Source organism: Solitalea agri (assembly GCF_023914155.1).
Lineage (GTDB): Bacteria > Bacteroidota > Bacteroidia > Sphingobacteriales > Sphingobacteriaceae > Solitalea > Solitalea agri.
In genome coordinates this window covers 36856-54380 of the sequence record NZ_JAMWYS010000013.1, presented here as the reverse complement: position 1 = coordinate 54380, position 17525 = coordinate 36856, and the positions used below count along the sequence as shown (strand labels likewise).

At 37.6% G+C, this 17525-nt stretch carries 15 protein-coding genes; 5 read left to right on the top strand and 10 right to left on the bottom strand.

The window, feature by feature from the left end; genetic code table 11:
* The first annotated feature begins 47 nt into the window (after positions 1-47).
* Positions 48-2531, top strand: coding sequence for an endopeptidase La (gene lon / locus NF867_RS03640; RefSeq protein ID WP_252586187.1), 2484 nt, complete (start codon positions 48-50; stop codon positions 2529-2531).
* A gap of 146 nt (positions 2532-2677) precedes the next feature.
* On the opposite strand, the gene NF867_RS03635 is transcribed toward lon, so the two are convergent.
* The 3 genes from NF867_RS03635 to NF867_RS03625 all read right to left on the bottom strand — a co-directional run bounded on the left by NF867_RS03635 (position 2678) and on the right by NF867_RS03625 (position 7309).
* Positions 2678-3763, bottom strand: coding sequence for a DUF2891 domain-containing protein (locus NF867_RS03635; RefSeq protein ID WP_252586186.1), 1086 nt, complete (start codon positions 3761-3763; stop codon positions 2678-2680).
* A 101-nt stretch (positions 3764-3864) separates the two neighbouring features.
* Entirely contained in the window at positions 3865-4170 is a 306-nt protein-coding gene (locus tag NF867_RS03630) for a hypothetical protein (protein ID WP_252586185.1), read from the bottom strand.
* A gap of 2674 nt (positions 4171-6844) precedes the next feature.
* Positions 6845-7309 carry a hypothetical protein gene (locus NF867_RS03625; protein WP_252586184.1) on the bottom strand — a complete coding sequence of 155 codons (465 nt, stop codon included), beginning with the start codon at positions 7307-7309 and terminating at the stop codon, positions 6845-6847.
* A 161-nt stretch (positions 7310-7470) separates the two neighbouring features.
* Here NF867_RS03625 and NF867_RS03620 point away from each other — a divergent pair, with 161 nt between their 5' ends.
* Together NF867_RS03620 and pepE are read left to right on the top strand one after the other, a co-directional pair.
* On the top strand, positions 7471-8493 hold the full coding sequence (locus tag NF867_RS03620) for a threonine aldolase family protein (RefSeq protein ID WP_252586183.1): 1023 nt from the start codon (positions 7471-7473) through the stop codon (positions 8491-8493).
* 15 nt (positions 8494-8508) lie between these two features.
* A complete protein-coding gene (gene pepE / locus NF867_RS03615) occupies positions 8509-9222 on the top strand; it encodes a dipeptidase PepE (protein ID WP_252586182.1) in 714 nt (237 codons plus the stop codon).
* 94 nt (positions 9223-9316) lie between these two features.
* On the opposite strand, the gene gldC is transcribed toward pepE, so the two are convergent.
* The 3 genes from gldC to NF867_RS03600 form a co-directional block, all read right to left on the bottom strand.
* Positions 9317-9649 (bottom strand): gliding motility protein GldC, encoded by a 333-nt coding sequence (gene gldC / locus NF867_RS03610; protein ID WP_252586181.1) that lies wholly within the window; start codon positions 9647-9649, stop codon positions 9317-9319.
* A 100-nt stretch (positions 9650-9749) separates the two neighbouring features.
* The gene (locus tag NF867_RS03605; RefSeq protein WP_252586180.1) at positions 9750-11111 is read right to left on the bottom strand and encodes a DEAD/DEAH box helicase; all 1362 of its coding nucleotides are present in this window, start codon (positions 11109-11111) and stop codon (positions 9750-9752) included.
* 74 nt (positions 11112-11185) lie between these two features.
* Positions 11186-11731, bottom strand: a complete 546-nt coding sequence (locus NF867_RS03600) for an ORF6N domain-containing protein (protein ID WP_252586179.1) — start codon at positions 11729-11731, stop codon at positions 11186-11188.
* Positions 11732-11904: 173 nt separating this feature from the next.
* Here NF867_RS03600 and NF867_RS03595 point away from each other — a divergent pair, with 173 nt between their 5' ends.
* Positions 11905-13245: a dihydroorotase gene (locus NF867_RS03595; protein ID WP_252586178.1), complete on the top strand. Its 1341-nt coding sequence runs from the start codon at positions 11905-11907 to the stop codon at positions 13243-13245.
* A 38-nt stretch (positions 13246-13283) separates the two neighbouring features.
* Here NF867_RS03595 and NF867_RS03590 read toward each other — a convergent pair whose 3' ends face one another.
* From NF867_RS03590 to NF867_RS03575, 4 genes are all read right to left on the bottom strand, one after another.
* Positions 13284-13940 carry an NAD-dependent epimerase/dehydratase family protein gene (locus tag NF867_RS03590; RefSeq protein ID WP_256471352.1) on the bottom strand — a complete coding sequence of 219 codons (657 nt, stop codon included), beginning with the start codon at positions 13938-13940 and terminating at the stop codon, positions 13284-13286.
* Between the two features lie 44 nt (positions 13941-13984).
* A complete protein-coding gene (locus NF867_RS03585) occupies positions 13985-14638 on the bottom strand; it encodes an alpha/beta hydrolase family protein (RefSeq protein WP_252586177.1) in 654 nt (217 codons plus the stop codon).
* 90 nt (positions 14639-14728) lie between these two features.
* Positions 14729-15400 (bottom strand): MBL fold metallo-hydrolase, encoded by a 672-nt coding sequence (locus NF867_RS03580; protein WP_252586176.1) that lies wholly within the window; start codon positions 15398-15400, stop codon positions 14729-14731.
* A gap of 63 nt (positions 15401-15463) precedes the next feature.
* Positions 15464-16039: a Crp/Fnr family transcriptional regulator gene (locus NF867_RS03575; RefSeq protein ID WP_252586175.1), complete on the bottom strand. Its 576-nt coding sequence runs from the start codon at positions 16037-16039 to the stop codon at positions 15464-15466.
* 400 nt (positions 16040-16439) lie between these two features.
* Here NF867_RS03575 and NF867_RS03570 point away from each other — a divergent pair, with 400 nt between their 5' ends.
* Positions 16440-17495, top strand: coding sequence for a PLP-dependent cysteine synthase family protein (locus NF867_RS03570; RefSeq protein ID WP_252586174.1), 1056 nt, complete (start codon positions 16440-16442; stop codon positions 17493-17495).
* Positions 17496-17525: the final 30 nt, after the last annotated feature.

Here is a 17525-nt window from a genome sequence, read left to right as displayed (position 1 = left end):
CAATTGTTATACTGGAATAATTTGACGAAAAGAAGAAAAGGAGATACATGAGCATATTTGATCCGTTTGATATAAATAGAAGAGTAGAATCTATGATTACCGAAGAAACCGAATTTTTCCCTTTGATGACTCCGGAAGATGAGGAGGAAATGAACCGCGAGGAAATGCCGGAAGTTCTTCCGATTTTACCTTTACGCAACACGGTTTTGTTTCCCGGAGTTGTTATTCCAATTACAGTAGGCCGCGATAAATCAATTAAACTGATTAAGGAAGCCTATAAATCAAACAAAATAATTGGCGTTGTTTCGCAAAAGAACGTGGCCATCGAGGATCCAACCCCTGATGACCTGAATCCAATTGGAACCGTTGCTTATATTATTAAAACCCTGCAAATGCCGGATGGAAACACCACCGTGATTATCCAGGGTAAGCGCCGGTTTTCGGTGGGTGAAATGATGCAGTCAGAACCTTATTTCAAGGCGAAAATTCATTTATTCGAAGAGCCTAAGGCTTCGGAAGACAAGGAGTTTAAAGCACTGATCAGTTCGCTGAAAGAGCTTTCAACCCAAATCATTCAAAACTCACCTAACATTCCATCAGAAGCGGCTTTTGCTATTAAAAACATCGAAAGTCCTTCGTTTTTGATCAACTTCATTTGTTCGAATATGAATGCCGAAGTTGGTGAAAAGCAATCTTTGCTTGAGGAAACCAATATTAAAAAACGTGCTGAAATGGTACTGGAGCATTTAACCAAAGAGCTGCAAATGCTTGAGTTAAAGAACCAGATCCAAAGTAAAGTGCGTGTTGATTTAGACAAACAGCAGCGTGAATATTTTCTGCATCAGCAGTTAAAAACCATACAGGAAGAATTAGGAGGCAACACTCCCGACCTGGAAGTGCAAAACTTACGTGAGCGCGCCCGAAAGAAAAAATGGAGCAAAGATGTAAGCGAGCATTTTGGCAAGGAACTGGAAAAACTGGCTCGCATGAATCCTGCAGCTGCCGAATATTCGGTTATTACCAATTACCTAGAGCTTCTTCTGGATCTTCCATGGAATGATTTTACTAAGGATAATTTCGACCTTAAGAGAGCAAAGAAGATATTAGACAAAGATCATTTCGGCTTAGAAAAAGTTAAAGACCGTATACTCGAATATATTGCCGTGTTAAAACTAAAACACGACATGAAAGCACCCATTCTTTGTTTGGTTGGCCCTCCGGGAGTTGGTAAAACCTCCTTGGGTAAATCAATTGCCAAAGCTGTGGGGCGTAAATATGTTAGAATGGCATTAGGAGGTGTAAGGGATGAAGCTGAAATTCGCGGACACCGCAAAACCTATATTGGTGCCATGCCAGGCCGTGTAATTCAGTCGTTGAAAAAGGCTAAATCAGCGAATCCAGTCTTTGTTTTAGATGAGATCGATAAGGTTGGAAATGATTTCCGTGGAGATCCTTCTTCGGCATTATTAGAAGTTTTGGACCCGGAACAAAACAACGCGTTTTATGACCATTATGTTGAGTTGGATTTCGATCTTTCAAACGTAATGTTTATTGCTACTGCCAATTCATTAGGCTCTATTCACCCTGCCCTTCGCGATCGTATGGAGATTATTGAAGTGAATGGCTATACAGTTGAAGAAAAGGTTCAGATTGCAAAAAAATACCTGGTTCCAAAACAATTAGAAGCACACGGACTTAAACCTAAAGATGTTACTATTAAATCTTCCATTATTGAAAAACTGATTGAAGATTACACTCGTGAATCTGGCGTTCGTACTTTAGAAAAGAAAGTAGCAACATTGGTGCGTGGCGTAGCTAAAAGTGTTGCATTAGAAGAAGAATACAACACAACGCTTACAGAGAAAGACGTTGAAAAAATCTTGGGACCAACCATCTTTGATAAAGATGAATACGAGGATAACAGCGTAGCGGGAGTTGTTACTGGATTAGCATGGACACAAGTTGGCGGCGACATTCTATTCATTGAAACCAGTATTAGTCCTGGAAAAGGTAAATTAACCCTTACAGGTAGTTTGGGTGATGTAATGAAAGAATCAGCGGTAATTGCCCTTGCCTACTTGCGTGCCAATGGTAAAAAATTTGGTATCGATCCACGTCTATTCGATTTATGGGATGTACACGTACACGTACCAGCAGGAGCTGTTCCGAAAGATGGGCCATCTGCAGGTATTACCATGTTAACCTCTCTTTCATCAGCATTTACACAGCAAAAAGTTCGCTCACAACTGGCCATGACTGGTGAAATCACCTTGCGTGGAAAAGTTCTTCCGGTAGGTGGTATTAAAGAAAAAATTCTGGCCGCTAGACGCGCTGGAATTAAAGAGGTGATCATGTGTAAGACAAACCGTAAGGATGTGGAAGAAATCAACGCTGATTATATAAAGGATATGAAATTCCACTACGTTACCGAAATGAAAGAAGTGATTGATTTCGCTTTGTTAAAAGAAAAAGTAGAACATCCTTTAGATCTTACAATTAAGGAAGATGTTAAACCGGTGATTGCTAATTAAGCACTTTTTAGCAATCATTATAAAATACAAATCCCCGTTAGGTTTATTACCAAACGGGGATTTGCTTTTATATAACTTACTAAGAAGTATGTTATGTAAACGTTTCATGAGAATGTCCTACTTTCACTTTCGATATTGAAATACTTTTAATCAAAAATAGCATAGACAGCAAAAGACGCCAGCCAATGATCGCCACCGTAATTACCTGATGTTACATTTGGCATTGTTGAAACTAAGAATTTCTGGGCAGTAGCTTCAAATAGTTTCTTCTGAGGATGATTGACAGGCAGGCTCTTGGAAACACCTTTTAAGCACCAGGCCCTACTTAAACTTAATCCATCTAAATGCACAATTTGATAGTCGGTTCGATCACTCACAACAGGCTGTTTCAAAATATTGGTTATACCTTCTTTTGTATAAAACTTATTGAACCAAGACACAAATTCCTTTTGAGGTAGCACTCTTCGCATTAAATCAGCAATTTCCAGACTTGGCGAAAGAAAGTCTGTTCCATCTGGTTCTAAATACGCCGGTGTGTTTTGATTGTTTAAATAATACTCTTTACTCCTTTGCTTTATTAACCCGGCGAAATCCGTTTGGTTAAAAGTGGTAGCCCAATCGAGTGCGAAAACTAATCCAAAAGCGGTGTTAGGGTGCACACCCGTGCGGTTAGGATATGTCTGTTTAGGAAGATAAGCAGTCCATAAAGCCACTATTTTTTTTGTAAGCGGTTGTAAGGCCGCATACCATTTTTTGCCTAATGGATCGTCCCATGTGTACAGCTCCTGATCAAGTTTAAGTAACCATGCCCAACCGTAAGTTCGCTCATAGTTTTTTGCAGTAGCATATTTAGAAAAATAATCGGCCTCCCCTACTATCTTTTCAGACTGAAAGCTATTTTCAAGCACTGCAATTATTTTCTCACGTTCCGGAAGATCTTTAAAGGTCTTCAATAGTTTAACCAGCATCCAGTGACCATGAACGCTTGAATGCCAATCTAAACAACCATAAAAACTTGGGTGAATTTCGTGAGGTAACAGCACATGATCTGCTTGGGTTTCCGAAAGATGACTTGTTTTATTAGGCCATTCGTTAGGAATACATTTCAAAGGCATTTCAGCCAGTTTTCCGGCAATCTCTTTATTAAAAAGCGTTTGCTCTGAATTTTGTGCGCTAAGGGATTGTCCGGTCAAACAAATTGCCAAAATAAAAATGGCTCTTAACTTTATCATAAATTTAATTTGGTTTAGGTCGATTCAAACTTAATCTTTCTAATTAGAAATCTTTATAAGAAAAGGCCCGTTAAGTTTAAACTTAATGGGCCTATCAATTTTTATTTTAGCTTATCAACATTATTTCCAATACTGTAATAGCCTTTTTGAACAGTACTATTTTTTGATATCGGTTTAATTGCCGTTTTATTTACCTGTATTGCGTTATTCTCAACTGCATAAAACCCTTTTTCAGCAGTTTGAGCTTGAGTGTTAAACGTAATTAACGAAGGCTCGTTAAGCTTCTTATAATGATCGTCAATGCTGTAATAGCCTTTGCTAACCATTACAGAAGGATTATTTTGTGCATTAACACCCCATGCTGCCATAACTGCAACAATGCCGAGCAAGAAGGTTTTTGTTTTCATAATTTTAAAATTAGATAGTAATAAAAAGACCACATCACACCATGTGAATCCAGAACATGTTGGATCATACATAGGGATGCATGTATTCAGTACTAAGAGTCGTAATAATGCAGATTTTGTTCAGCGGAGTTAAACTGTCATTGCTGTGTGAAGAAATCACTTTATTGATTGGTTATTCAACTCCATTTTGAATACACAAAAATAAGCCTAAAATAGTTCAAAACCGTTTTCAGTGACATATAAATTCAATAAACAAACAAAATGTTACATTGATCAAATGAAGCATCCAGAGATAAAAACAAGGAAAATAAATAGGTGAAAGGAAAATAAAACCCGTTAAGGAGGAAGGTCAAAAAAGAACAAAGCGTATCGGCATCAACGAAAGTAATAAACTTAAAAACAACTTATAAACCTGCACGATGATCGCTTATGTTCTTTACTCTTGGCATTTTGGTAAGGTTTAAAAATATTTTCCTATTCAATCACAAATTCCCCAGCTCTTACCGAATGCCACCCCGCAAATACTTCTAAAAACACCAATCAACAACACCATATTTGTGGGCCACTACAATCAATTTTTTCTATACAACTAACACTAACTTACTAATCTATCTTACACTCTTGCGCACAACGATTGTAGTTTTAACACTGCAAATATCAGTCTATTAACCTATATAAAAATTGACCTAAATCATTTTAAATCAGATTTTTATGATTAAAAAAAAAAATATTCAAGCTCACAAACCAATGAGATATAACTTTGGCTGATAAAACATCAGAATACAAGAAACACGGGAATAAAAGGGAAATTAATAACCAGCTAAAATGGAACTAATTGGAGGGTATAAAAAAGAACAAAGCGTACCGGCATCAACGAAAGGAATAAACTTAAAACAACTTATAAACCTGCTCGGTTTACGCATCTGTTCTTTACTTTTGGTAAGGTTTAAAATATTTTCCTACTCACAACACTCGCACTATTCAACTAACACTAACTAATCGATCACCTCATCTCATTCACAACGATTGTAGTTTTAACACTGCAAATATCAGCCTATTAACTCATATAAAAATTGATCCAAATCATTTTAACTGAACGCATTTACGCATTCCAAAACACTAATTAGTGCCAAATAAAGAAGGTTCAATAAACCATTCAAACAGGACATTAAAAAGACGAAACAAAGGAAAATAAAAAGGAATAAACGACCTGGAGGATATTAATAAAGGAATCTAAAAAAGAACAAAGCGTACCGGCATCAACGAAAGAAATAAACTTAAAACAACTTATAAACCTGCTCGGTTAACGCATCTGTTCTTTACTCTTGGCATTTTGGTAAGGTTTAAAAATATTTTCCTATTATCCACAACTCCCCATTCTTACCGCATGCCTTCCCGCGGATAATTCAAAAAGAAACAATCAACAGCACCTATATCTTTGGGCAACTACAATCAAAACACTATCTATACATCTAACACTAAAAACCAACCTCCTCAACTCACTCACACGATTGTAGTTTTAACACTGCAAATATCAGTCTATTAACCTATATAAAATTTGATCTAAATCATTTTATATAAACACATTATGAATTAAAAAAGCACAACCATCCTTGTACGAACAATTGTTAAACTGTACTTACCTGAATTTAATTTCTATAAACTAAAGCAATCTGAAATTGAGAACATGAAACATCCTGAGATAGCAGCACAGAAATAAATTGGCGAAAGGAAATTAAAATCGGATAAAAAGGGGGAACAAAGGAGGGTATTAAAAAGAACAAAGCGTACCGGCATCAACGAAAGAAATAAACTTAAAACAACTTATAAACCTGCTCGGTTTACGCATCTGTTCTTTAATCTTAGCATTTTGGTAAGGTTTAAAAATATTTTCCTATTATCCACAACTCCCCATTCTTACCGCATGCCTTCCCGCGGATAATTCAAAAAGAAACAATCAACAGCACCTATATCTTTGGGCAACTACAATCAAAACACTATCTATACATCTAACACTAAAAACCAACCTCCTCAACTCACTCACAACGATTGTAGTTTTAACACTGCAAATATCAGCCTATTAACTCATATAAAAATTGATGTAAATCATTTTAAATGAGCGCATTTACGCATTCCAAAACACTAATTAGTGCCAAATAAAGAAGGTTCAATAAACCATTCAAACAGGACATTAAAAAGACGAAACAAAGGAAAATAAAAGGAATAAACGACCTGGAGGATATTAATAAAAGGAATCTAAAAAAGAACAAAGCGTACCGGCATCAACGAAAGGAATAAACTTAAAACAACTTATAAACCTGCTCGGTTTACGCATCTGTTCTTTAATCTTAGCATTTTGGTAAGGTTCAAAATCACATTCCTGTTTAACCACAAACATCCCAGCACTTACCATATGCACTACCACAAATACCTCAAAAAACAACTATCAACAACACCGTATCTATGGGAAACTACAATCAAAACACTATCTATACATCTAACACTAAAAATCAACCTCTCATTCCGTCTCACTCACAATAATTGTAGTTTTAACACTGCAAATATCAGCCTATTAGCGCATATAAAATTTGACCTAAATCATTTAAAATAAACTATTTATGACTTACAAACATCAATAAGACACCTAAAAACAAAACCGTAAAGTTTAAATTATTTAATAGAAGAGCCCCCAATTGTCCTGAATATCATTTTCCTTGTCGAAACCATTCACCCAATCAATAAAAAGAAGTCTGAAACTATCAATCTCATCACGCAACAATTGAAGGTACTTATCAGCTGCCAACTCCTCCATTTTACATAAGGTTGTTTGCGATGTCAGTTCTCGCGCATGGATCTTTATAACTACTGCACATTCCATTCGTAAGGTATATAAATCACCTCCCTCGGCACCTACCACTTTAGCTGCGAGCATATATGCATTGCCCAACATTTGCTGGCCAATTTCCATTACATCTTTTTCAGGATCAATAGCCTCTGTTATGGCTTTGGTTATATCAGCGATCTCTACCGCCTTTTTATAGATTGGTAAATTATGTATTCTCTCCTGCTCCCGTCGATAAGCATCAGGGTCAAAATCTCCCGATTCGAAATCGAAATCATCATCTTCATCGTCGAACATTTTAGTTTAATTAATTGGTCGTTAAATTTCTGCAGGCAATATAAGCAATAAGTAATTTGGTGCAAGAGTTTGAAATAATTAAATCAAAAGGTTCACATTCCACCTTTTATTACTGGCCGTTAACCCGAAATAATTATTGATATTTAGCTTTTCATTTTATTATGCTAATCGACTTAAGAAGTGATACCATTACCAAGCCTACGCCCAAAATGCTTGAGGAAATGATGAGTCCTCCTGTTGGGGACGATGTTTATGGTGAAGATCCGACCGTTAAAAAACTGGAAACTAAAACTGCCGAATTATTTGGTAAAGAAGCTGCTCTTTTCTGTCCATCGGGGACGATGACCAACCAAATTGCCATCAAGTGCTTTACCAATCCCTTAGAAGAAGTAGTTTGTGATGAAGGAGCCCACGTTTATTATTATGAGGGAGGCGGAATTGCGTTTAACTCTTCAGCCTCAACACGAACGCTCAAAGGGAAAAGAGGCATTTTCACTGCCGATCAGTTAATTGCCAACATTAACAAAAACGATATTCATAACCCCACCACTAGTCTTGTTGTAATTGAAAACACAGCTAATCGAGGTGGAGGAAAATGCTGGGATCTTTCAGAAATTGAATCAATTGCCAAGGTTTGTAAAGAGCACGGCCTTTATTTGCATTTAGACGGAGCCCGGATTTTTAATGCAACTGTGGCAAAAGGTTATTCGCCCATGCAAGTGGGTAGTTATTTCGACGGAATTTCAGTTTGCCTGTCAAAAGGCTTGGGAGCCCCTATTGGTTCGGTTCTACTAGGAACAAAACCATTTATAGAAAAAGCTAAACGTGTGCGCAAAGTGATGGGTGGAGGCTGGCGACAAGCAGGCTATTTAGCTGCCGCCGGAATTTATGCATTAGACCATCACATTGACCGATTAGTTGAGGATCATCAACGAGCAAAAACCATTGAAACCGCATTAACCAAATGCAGTTTTGTAAAATCGGTAGTTCCGGTTGAAACTAATATTGTCATCTTTGAACTAATTGATTCTGTATCCGAAGCTGGATTCATTCAAAAAATGAAGGAGCAAAACATCCTTTGTGCCTCTCCCGGCAAGCAACACATTCGGTTTGTCACCCATTTAGATTTTACGGATGCTATGCTCGACTCGTTAGTCGGAAAGCTTAAGAGCTTTAACAACTAAATTTTATAAAACCTTATGATGAATCTTCTTTTATTAAGCAACTCGACCAATGCCGGTGAAAGTTACTTAGAATACCCAAAACAATATATCGCTGATTTTTTAGCCAAACACAACATTACAGAAGTTCTTTTTATTCCGTTTGCAGCGGTAACTTTTTCATATGATGAGTATCTGGCAAAAGTTCAGCAGCGTTTTTCAGAATTTGATGTAAAGGTTAATTCCATTCACACTTTTAACAACCCAATAAATACTGTAAATGCAGCTCAGGCCATTGTTATTGGCGGTGGAAATACTTTTCATTTATTAAAGAACATGCAGGAGCTTGGCTTAATAGATTGCATCAGACAGAAGGTACTTGCAGGCACACCTTATATTGGTTGGAGCGCAGGCACCAATGTAACGTGCCCAACTATTTGCACCACGAATGATATGCCTATAGTTCAGCCCCAATCATTCAATGCATTAAATCTGATACCTTTTCAAATTAATCCCCACTATTTGGATAGTCATCCCGACAACCATGCCGGAGAAACCCGTGAACAACGACTATTGGAATACATAACTGCTAACCCCAATAGGTATGTAGCAGGCTTACGCGAAGGTTGTATGTTTTATGTAGAAAACAATACGATAAGATTAGAAGGCAGAAAGTCGGTAAGGATTTTTAGAACGAATGAGGAAATCAAAGAGTTAAACACTAACGACGATTTTTCGTTCTTGCTCGACTAATACAGGTAGTGAATCTTTAGGAATAAAACAGCAATGGCGTTACTTTTCGTTTAAATGAAAGTAACGCCATTGTTGTTTATTTATTAGGTAAGGATTACTTTTTAGTAACTTCCATTTTTTCGGCAAAATGAGCGCAGTAATCTCTTAAATCTTCTACAATAGCTGTTTCGCCTGTTGCACGTTGAAAGGTATCACCCATCGTCATTAAAGTCTCATAGAAGAAACGCTTCATTTCGTCAATCGGCATTTCTTTGGTCCACAAGTCAATTTTTAAGGTATTTTGATAGTTGTGATCCCATATTGCTAACATAAAAGCCTTAGACGGAACAGCGTCTTTCTTTTCAGAATCAGTTGACTCCCAGGTGATTTTTTCAGGAACATTCTGATCATCGAGCTCTATATTTAATTTGATTTCTGCTTTTTTCATTTATTTATAACACTAATTGTCTGACTATATTAAACTTTTAAACCACTAATTACTTGAATTCTACGAATTAGCTGCGTAATACAAATCCCTTATGTGACTTTTATCTTCTTTTGCCTTTGTTCTTGTCTTTTGGACCGAAACGGGCTTCTTTACTTTTCGGGTCTACATAATTACGTTTTTGATCCTTTTTTGTTTTCTCCACCTTCTTGGCAAATGGATTTTTCTTCTCGTGAAAAGCTCCCTTAAAATCGGGATCGGCTTTGCGTTTTTGTTCATCAATTTCGCGAGCCATAGCCTGACGCTCATCATAAGCTGTTTCCTCAACAAAAACACCCTGAGGTATTTCTATAACTGGAATTTGCTGACGGATCAATTTCTGAATTTTTTCGATATGAAACTTTTCTGCTTCGTTGCAAAATGTAATCGCATCACCTGTTTTGTTAGCCCTGCCAGTACGACCAATCCTATGCACATAGTCTTCGTAAATCAACGGAACATCAAAATTGATTACGTGACTCACATCTGTAACATCCAAACCTCTTGCGGCAACGTCTGTAGCTACTAAAATGCGGATATCGTCATTCTTAAATTGATTGATTGCATTGATACGCGAGTTTTGCCCTTTATTGGCGTGAATCACCCTCACCTGCTCTTCTCCGAATCGACGCACCAGGTACTTTGCAATATTGTCTGCGGTAGTTTTTGTTTTGGTAAATACAATTAACTTGCTAATATCCTCCTCATCCTTAAGCAAATGCATCATTAAGTTGATCTTACTTTTCAGATTGGGAACGTAATACAAAGCTTGTGAAACTGTTTCGGCAGGTGTTGCTTGTTGAGTAACTTCTACCTTAACCGGAAATTTCAGAAAATCGCCAGCCAAGGTCTCCACCCTTTGATGCATGGTGGCCGAAAACAATAGATTTTGACGCTTACGCGGGATGATCTCCAATATCTTGTGGATCTGTGGCAAAAAGCCCATATCCATCATCTTATCAGCTTCATCAATCACAAAATAACTCAGTTGTTTTACGACCAGCTCCTCTTTCAGGTAGATTTCCATAAAGCGGCCAGGAGTTGCAATAATTACATCTACTCCTGCTTTTATCGTTTCAATTTGAGTCTTCGGACCAAGTCCGCCGAAGATTGCAGTGATTCGTAAATCCGTATATTTTGCTAAGGCCTGCGTAGCCTCTAATACTTGCAAAGCCAGCTCACGGGTAGGAACCAGAATTAACGCTCGAGGGTTTTGCCCCTGAGCATATTTTAGCTTCATCACCATTGGCAATACATAGGCCGCTGTTTTACCAGTACCGGTTTGCGCAATACCCATTAAATCGTTACCCGATAAAATAGGTGTAATGGCTTTTTGTTGAATTAATGTGGGAGAAGTATACCCCGCCTCTTCTATTGCATTCAGAATTTGACGGTTAAACTGAAAATCCTCAAATGTTTTGGACATGGCGCAAAATTAGCATTTATTTAACAATTGAGGCTTATGAGTTATCGGTTATAGCAATCCTACCAAAGGATTGATCAATCTTCCGGTTTATAGCCTATCCGTTTTCGGGGTTCGTTAGGTAGGTTAATCAATTGTCTAAGCGCCTTAAATAAACGATCAATTTGACCCGACTGTTCATCAAATTTGCCTTTCGTTGTTCGTTCCAGTTCATTTAACTTCTGCTCCAATTCTTTATTCGATTCCAGTAAATTCCTCAATTTAACGAATGCTCTTACTACCAAAATACTAGCTTCAATTGCTACCGGACTATTTAAAACGCTGGCTAGCATTACAGCACCGTGTTCTGTAAACACATAAGGCAGATACCTTCGTCCACCATGCTTTACACTTGAGGTCGCAAATTGCGACCTCAAGTTTTCTGTTTTTGAGGTCGCAGATTGTGACCTCAAGTTTTCTTCCTTTAAGGTCGCAAATTGCGACCTCAAAAGATATTCCTCATACTCTTCTTCAGTAAGCTGGAACATAAAATCAGCAGGAAATCGAAATAAATTTCGTTTTACTTGTTCGTTTAATCGTTTGGTGGTAACACCATATAGCCCGGCCAAATCGCTATCAAGCATAACCTTATAGCCTCTAAAAAAATAAATCTTAAGCAATGTTCTCTTCAATAAGTAAAGGTTCCATTAGGTAGATTTTGTTGTAATAATTTAACAGAATGTTTTTAGCAATCAAAAACTGCCATAAAACAATCAAAATTCGCACCTTTGCACATCTCCAAATTTCAACACAAAAAATGAGTTCTATCCTTATAAAAAACGCCACAATAGTAAACGAAGGCAGGCAATTCAACGCTGATGTTTTAATTAAAAATGGCTTTATTGAAAAGATTGATTCTTCTATTAATTCATCAGCTGACACGATAATTAATGCTGAAGGAAAATACCTTTTACCGGGATGCATTGATGATCAGGTGCATTTCCGCGAGCCGGGATTAACACACAAAGCAAATATCGCTTCCGAATCAGCGGCTGCGGTAGCTGGCGGTATCACCTCGTTTATGGAGATGCCCAATACGGTTCCAAATACACTCAGCCAGACTTTACTGGAAGAGAAATACCAAACCGCTGCCCGTAACTCATTTGCCAATTATTCATTTTTCATGGGTGCAGGCAATGATAATTTGGAAGAGGTTTTGAAAACAAATCCGAAAGATGTATGTGGGGTAAAAGTGTTCATGGGTTCTTCTACCGGAAACATGCTGGTGGATAACGAAAAAACACTGGAAGGTATATTTTCGAAAGTGCCGATGCTAGTAGCAACACACTGTGAAGATGAGGCCACGATTCGCCATAACCTGGAGCTATTTAAGATAAAATATGGAGAAGAAGGCTTAACACCTGAAATGCACCCTTTGATCCGCAATGCTGAAGCTTGTTATCTATCATCGAGCAAAGCTGTAGAACTGGCAAAGAAATTCGATAGCCGCTTGCATATTCTTCACATTTCAACCGGTATCGAAACCAAACTTTTCGAAAACACCATTCCTTTAAAAGACAAAAAGATTACTGCTGAAGCCTGTGTTCATCACCTTTGGTTCAGCGACGCTGATTATGCTGCTAAAGGCAACTATATTAAATGGAACCCGGCAGTTAAATCGGCTACCGACAGATCTCAAATTTTTGAAGCTGTTTTAAATGACCATATTGATGTGATTGCTACTGATCATGCTCCACATACTATTGAAGAAAAAGAACAACCGTATAGCAAAGCGCCTTCGGGCGGCCCGCTGGTTCAGCATGCATTAACTGCTATGTTAGAGTTTTATCATCAGGGTAAAATTTCACTTGAAAAAATAGTGGAGAAAATGGCTCATAATGTTGCCATCTGTTTTCAAATTGAGAAACGTGGGTTCATCCGTGAAGGATATTGGGCCGACTTGGTTTTAGTTGACCTTAAATCACCTTGGACAGTATCAAAAGAGAACATTTTATATAAATGTGGCTGGTCGCCATTTGAAGGACAAGCGTTTACATCAAAAGTTACTCATACAATAGTAAGCGGTAATTTGGTTTATAATGAGGGCGTTTTAGACCATCATCAAAAAGGCCAACGCTTATTATTTGATAGAAATTAAATAAAAGGCCTCACTCCTTGTCACGGAGTGAGGTCTTTTTATTTATTGGCGAGTTCTTTAATATCCACTATTTCTAAGATCGATTTCGGATAACCTTTTATAACTGCATTGATCATAGCTCTTCCAACCTCTTGCATGGTTAATATACTCTTGGGAGCAAAAGCTTTAATAAACTTAACAATAGTTTTATAAATAGATTTCCAATTTTTCTGCCCCTTAAACGGCAGCATTGCACCCGGTCTAAAATTATATACTGCTCTGAAGGGAAGTTTCATCAAATCATTTTCCGTTTTCCCTTTTACCCGAGCCCACATACTTTTTCCTTTTTCAGAGCTATCGGTATGCATACCCGACACGTAGGTGAAAACCATATTACTATTCGCTTCAGATACCACCCTCGCAAATGCCAGTGTAGTATTATAAGTAAGGAGGGTATATTTATCTTCTTTCATACCTACCGAACTCACTCCGGCACAGAAAAAACAGGCATCATACCCTCTTAATGACTCCATATGATTAGCTAGCTGGAAGAAATCAGGCACGATCAATTCCTTGAATTTAGGGTGCTTTACCTCATAGGGTCGTCTTGAAATGCTTAATACTTCAGCGACTTCGGGATTGTTTAAGCATTCGAACAAAACCCCTTCGCCAACCATACCGGTAGTACCTGTAATTATTACTTTTATCTTATTCATTTAAATCACTGATTACAATACATTTAAAACTAAAAACCTAACAATCACATAACTTTCAATATCCAATTTTGGATAGCTTCGACGAGAACCTCTATTACATTTTTCTTACCCGCCTTAAAAGCATGATTAGCCCCTTCAATTTCTACCAAAGTGGCTAGTGAAAGTTCATCACAAACAGATTTTATCAACTCCCAGGTTGCAAACTCATCGCGTGACCCCTGTAAAAAAAGCAAAGGCACTTTAACTTCTTTCAAATGTTCAGCTCGTTCAACCGAAGGTTTACCGGGTGAATGCAAAGGAAAGCCATAAAAAATGATTCCTTTAACATTTTCAGAATGATGAAGTGCTAAATATTGTGAGCTCATGCGCCCTCCAAATGATTTACCTGAAACAAAAAGCGGAAGACCTGAAAAAAGCTCCCTTGCTTTTAAAACGGCTGCATCAATGGCTTTATAGGCTGTAGCCGGCGTATCGGGCCTTCCTTTTTTACCTTCCATAAACGGAAAGTTAAATCGTATTGTAGCAATACCCTTTTCGGCTAACGATTCCGACAATGCCACCATAAATTCGTGTTGCATGTTCGCCCCAGCTCCGTGAGCAAGCGTAAGTACGCAATAGGCATTTTCAGGAATATTACATTCGGCTGAAACTGTACCGATTGTTTCAGATACAAAAAGTGATAAAGCTTGGGTAGTCATCGCCGGGCAATAATGTTTTACGATAATGTTAGAGCAATTTAAGCTTTTAATATAAATAGAAAACGATATCCCAAAACAAAACGAAGATTTCTAACCCATCCTTGCTATCAATTTCTCAAATTGCCCTTTATCATTACGCAAAACAGGACCATGACCAAAGCAAATAATGGAAGGATTAAGCTTATACAACTTAAGCACTGATTGTTGCATTTGAAGCATATCGGTTGTGAATAAAGCGGGTGGAGTATTTAACCCAACTACCGTGGTTAGTAAGTTCATATTTACAAGTGCATCACCTGCAATTAGCAATCTATCCGATTCACGAAAAAAAGAAATATGCCCTTTGGAGTGACCGGGTGTTTCAATAACTGTAAAGCTCCCTACTTCATCACCTTCTGCTAACGTTTTTGATACTTTAAAACCCTTACCGGCCCAATTTAACTGCTGAAAACGGGCTATAAAATGCTTTGGATTCGGGTAATCGTCCACTACGCTTCCCGACATTGCATTCGATTTTTCCTTTTCGGAAGTCCATAATGGAATACCCAATTGTTTGCAAATCAACGAACTGCTTCCTTGGTGGTCGGCATGAGCATGAGTCAGTGCATGCGCGTTAATTTTATGAAATTTAAGAGCTCTAAGAATTTTACTAGCAGAGGCCCTTATGCCAGCGTCAATTAGTAAATCATCTACAATATAACAGTTGATACTGTTTCTGGGAAGTAACGGTAACTGGTAAACGTTTTTTGCGATTTCGATCATTTGATAAATGCTTAATGCGTTTACAAATTTTCGAAATCGAAAACTGCTTCCATTTGACAAATGTTAAGAAATGCCATTTCGGATTCGGCTCAACGACTCGGGTGTAATACCTAAGTAAGATGCAATATGAATCATGGGGGTTCTTTGAACAATTTTAAAAGGACTTGTTGCAAGAAAGTTTGCATACTTTTCTTTAGCGGGTATACCTTGCAGTTTCAACACCCGATCGGCCATGCATATATAATTGTATTCAGCCAATAATCTGCCAATAACTTGCCAGTTAGGAACAGCTTGATACAACTCTTGCATGTTTTTGTATGAAACAGAAAGAACCTCTGTTTCCTCAATTGCCTGCATCATTTCAACCGATGCTGATTGTGTAATGAAACTGGTGTAGGCAGAAATAAATTGATCATCGCAAGCCAAATAAGTAGTTATCTCCTTACCATCTCTAACATAATAAGTGCGTACCAACCCCTTCGTTATAAAGTAAACTGAAGCGCATATTTTCTCTTCTGACAATAAAAACTCCTTCGCTTTAAAAGTAGTGGCTGTGAATTTGGAAAGAATCAATTCTAGTTCTTCCACCGTAAAGGTTGAATAAGAAAGTATCTTTTGCTTGAGGTTTTCGTAGGACATTTGTTTAAAGCAGAGATAAAATGGTTGATGAGCAGCAAACTTAGTTAAATAAAAATTCTTTCTATTCGAGGGCTTTATTATTTCAACTTCGTTGATACAATTGCATATACTGGAAAACAAAAAGATAATCCCTTTAACATTTTCTGTGGAAAGATTCACTTTGCTTCTTCATACCCAGAGAAAACAACCAGTTAAAATGGTGAGCTGAAATCATAAATTCCGAAATTAGAATTTTGGAAAAAAATAAAAAACCTGCTTAAAATCATATTTATTTTCCTAAAAAAACAATATGAAAACCAGTTATATATATTTGGTAAACAAGTGATTACATTGAATAAATATTATTTTTTTAAAGAAAAAATAATTTACTTCGCATCGAATCTAAACCAAATAAAACTTTATGATAGTTCTGGAAACGAAGCAAACATTAAGTCCCGAATTGGAATTAAAATTTAAACATCTTAAACATTTGGTAGGAAATACACCGATGTTAGAGATCTTATACTCTTACGAGGGAGAAAAAAGAAAGATTTACGTAAAATGTGAGCACTTCAATCTCACAGGAAGTATTAAAGACAGAATGGCCTTGTTTATTTTAGAACAAGCCTATCGTCAGGGAAAGATCAAGCGAAATGATGTTATTATTGAAGCAACCAGCGGCAACACCGGTATTGCATTTGCAGCCATTGGTCGCGCTTTAGGACATCCCGTTAAAATTATAATGCCTAATTGGCTAAGCAAAGAGCGGATTGATATTATTCGCAGCCTTGGCGCCGAAATTATTTTGATCAGCAAAGAAGAAGGGGGATTCCTGGGAAGTATTGCCCTTTCGGAAAAGCTTGCTGCCGAAAACCCAAATGTATTTTTACCCTGCCAGTTTTCTAATCAATACAATGCAGAGGCACATGCAAGGTCTACCGGCATTGAGATTTGGAATCAGTTGAAACACGTTGACCTGGTTCCGGATGCCTTTGTTGCCGGCGTAGGAACTGGAGGTACAGTGATGGGGGTAGGAAATTATTTGCGTTCTATCCACCCAGGTATTAAAGTTCACCCATTGGAACCCGCTGAATCGCCAACATTAACCACCGGATACAAAGTAGGCGCTCACCGTATTCAAGGTATTTCTGACGAATTTATTCCTGCAATTGTAAAACTTGACCAATTAGACCCTGTGATTCAGGCCTCAGACGGTGACTCAATTTTGGTTGCCCAAAAGTTATCAAGACAATTAGGCCTGGCTGTAGGTATATCTTCGGGAGCCAATTTTGTTGGTGCTGTAAAACTGCAAAACGAGATGGGCAGTAATGCCAACGTAGTTACTATCTTCTCCGACAGTAACAAGAAGTATTTAAGTACCGATTTGATGAAAGAAGAGCCGCTAAAAGAAGGTTACCTTGCTTCTAAAATTGAATTTTTAGACTATAATCCAATTATGCGCTGCAATTGCGTGTAATTTCAAAAATTAAAGAGGAAAGTGAAAAGA

Coding starts and splice junctions, on each gene's coding strand:
- lon (WP_252586187.1), top strand. CDS start 48: ATGAGCATATTTGATCCGTTTGATATAAATAGAAGAGTAGAATCTATG.
- NF867_RS03635 (WP_252586186.1), bottom strand. CDS start 3,763: ATGATAAAGTTAAGAGCCATTTTTATTTTGGCAATTTGTTTGACCGGA.
- NF867_RS03630 (WP_252586185.1), bottom strand. CDS start 4,170: ATGAAAACAAAAACCTTCTTGCTCGGCATTGTTGCAGTTATGGCAGCA.
- NF867_RS03625 (WP_252586184.1), bottom strand. CDS start 7,309: ATGTTCGACGATGAAGATGATGATTTCGATTTCGAATCGGGAGATTTT.
- NF867_RS03620 (WP_252586183.1), top strand. CDS start 7,471: ATGCTAATCGACTTAAGAAGTGATACCATTACCAAGCCTACGCCCAAA.
- pepE (WP_252586182.1), top strand. CDS start 8,509: ATGATGAATCTTCTTTTATTAAGCAACTCGACCAATGCCGGTGAAAGT.
- gldC (WP_252586181.1), bottom strand. CDS start 9,649: ATGAAAAAAGCAGAAATCAAATTAAATATAGAGCTCGATGATCAGAAT.
- NF867_RS03605 (WP_252586180.1), bottom strand. CDS start 11,111: ATGTCCAAAACATTTGAGGATTTTCAGTTTAACCGTCAAATTCTGAAT.
- NF867_RS03600 (WP_252586179.1), bottom strand. CDS start 11,731: ATGCTTGATAGCGATTTGGCCGGGCTATATGGTGTTACCACCAAACGA.
- NF867_RS03595 (WP_252586178.1), top strand. CDS start 11,905: ATGAGTTCTATCCTTATAAAAAACGCCACAATAGTAAACGAAGGCAGG.
- NF867_RS03590 (WP_256471352.1), bottom strand. CDS start 13,940: ATGAATAAGATAAAAGTAATAATTACAGGTACTACCGGTATGGTTGGC.
- NF867_RS03585 (WP_252586177.1), bottom strand. CDS start 14,638: ATGACTACCCAAGCTTTATCACTTTTTGTATCTGAAACAATCGGTACA.
- NF867_RS03580 (WP_252586176.1), bottom strand. CDS start 15,400: ATGATCGAAATCGCAAAAAACGTTTACCAGTTACCGTTACTTCCCAGA.
- NF867_RS03575 (WP_252586175.1), bottom strand. CDS start 16,039: ATGTCCTACGAAAACCTCAAGCAAAAGATACTTTCTTATTCAACCTTT.
- NF867_RS03570 (WP_252586174.1), top strand. CDS start 16,440: ATGATAGTTCTGGAAACGAAGCAAACATTAAGTCCCGAATTGGAATTA.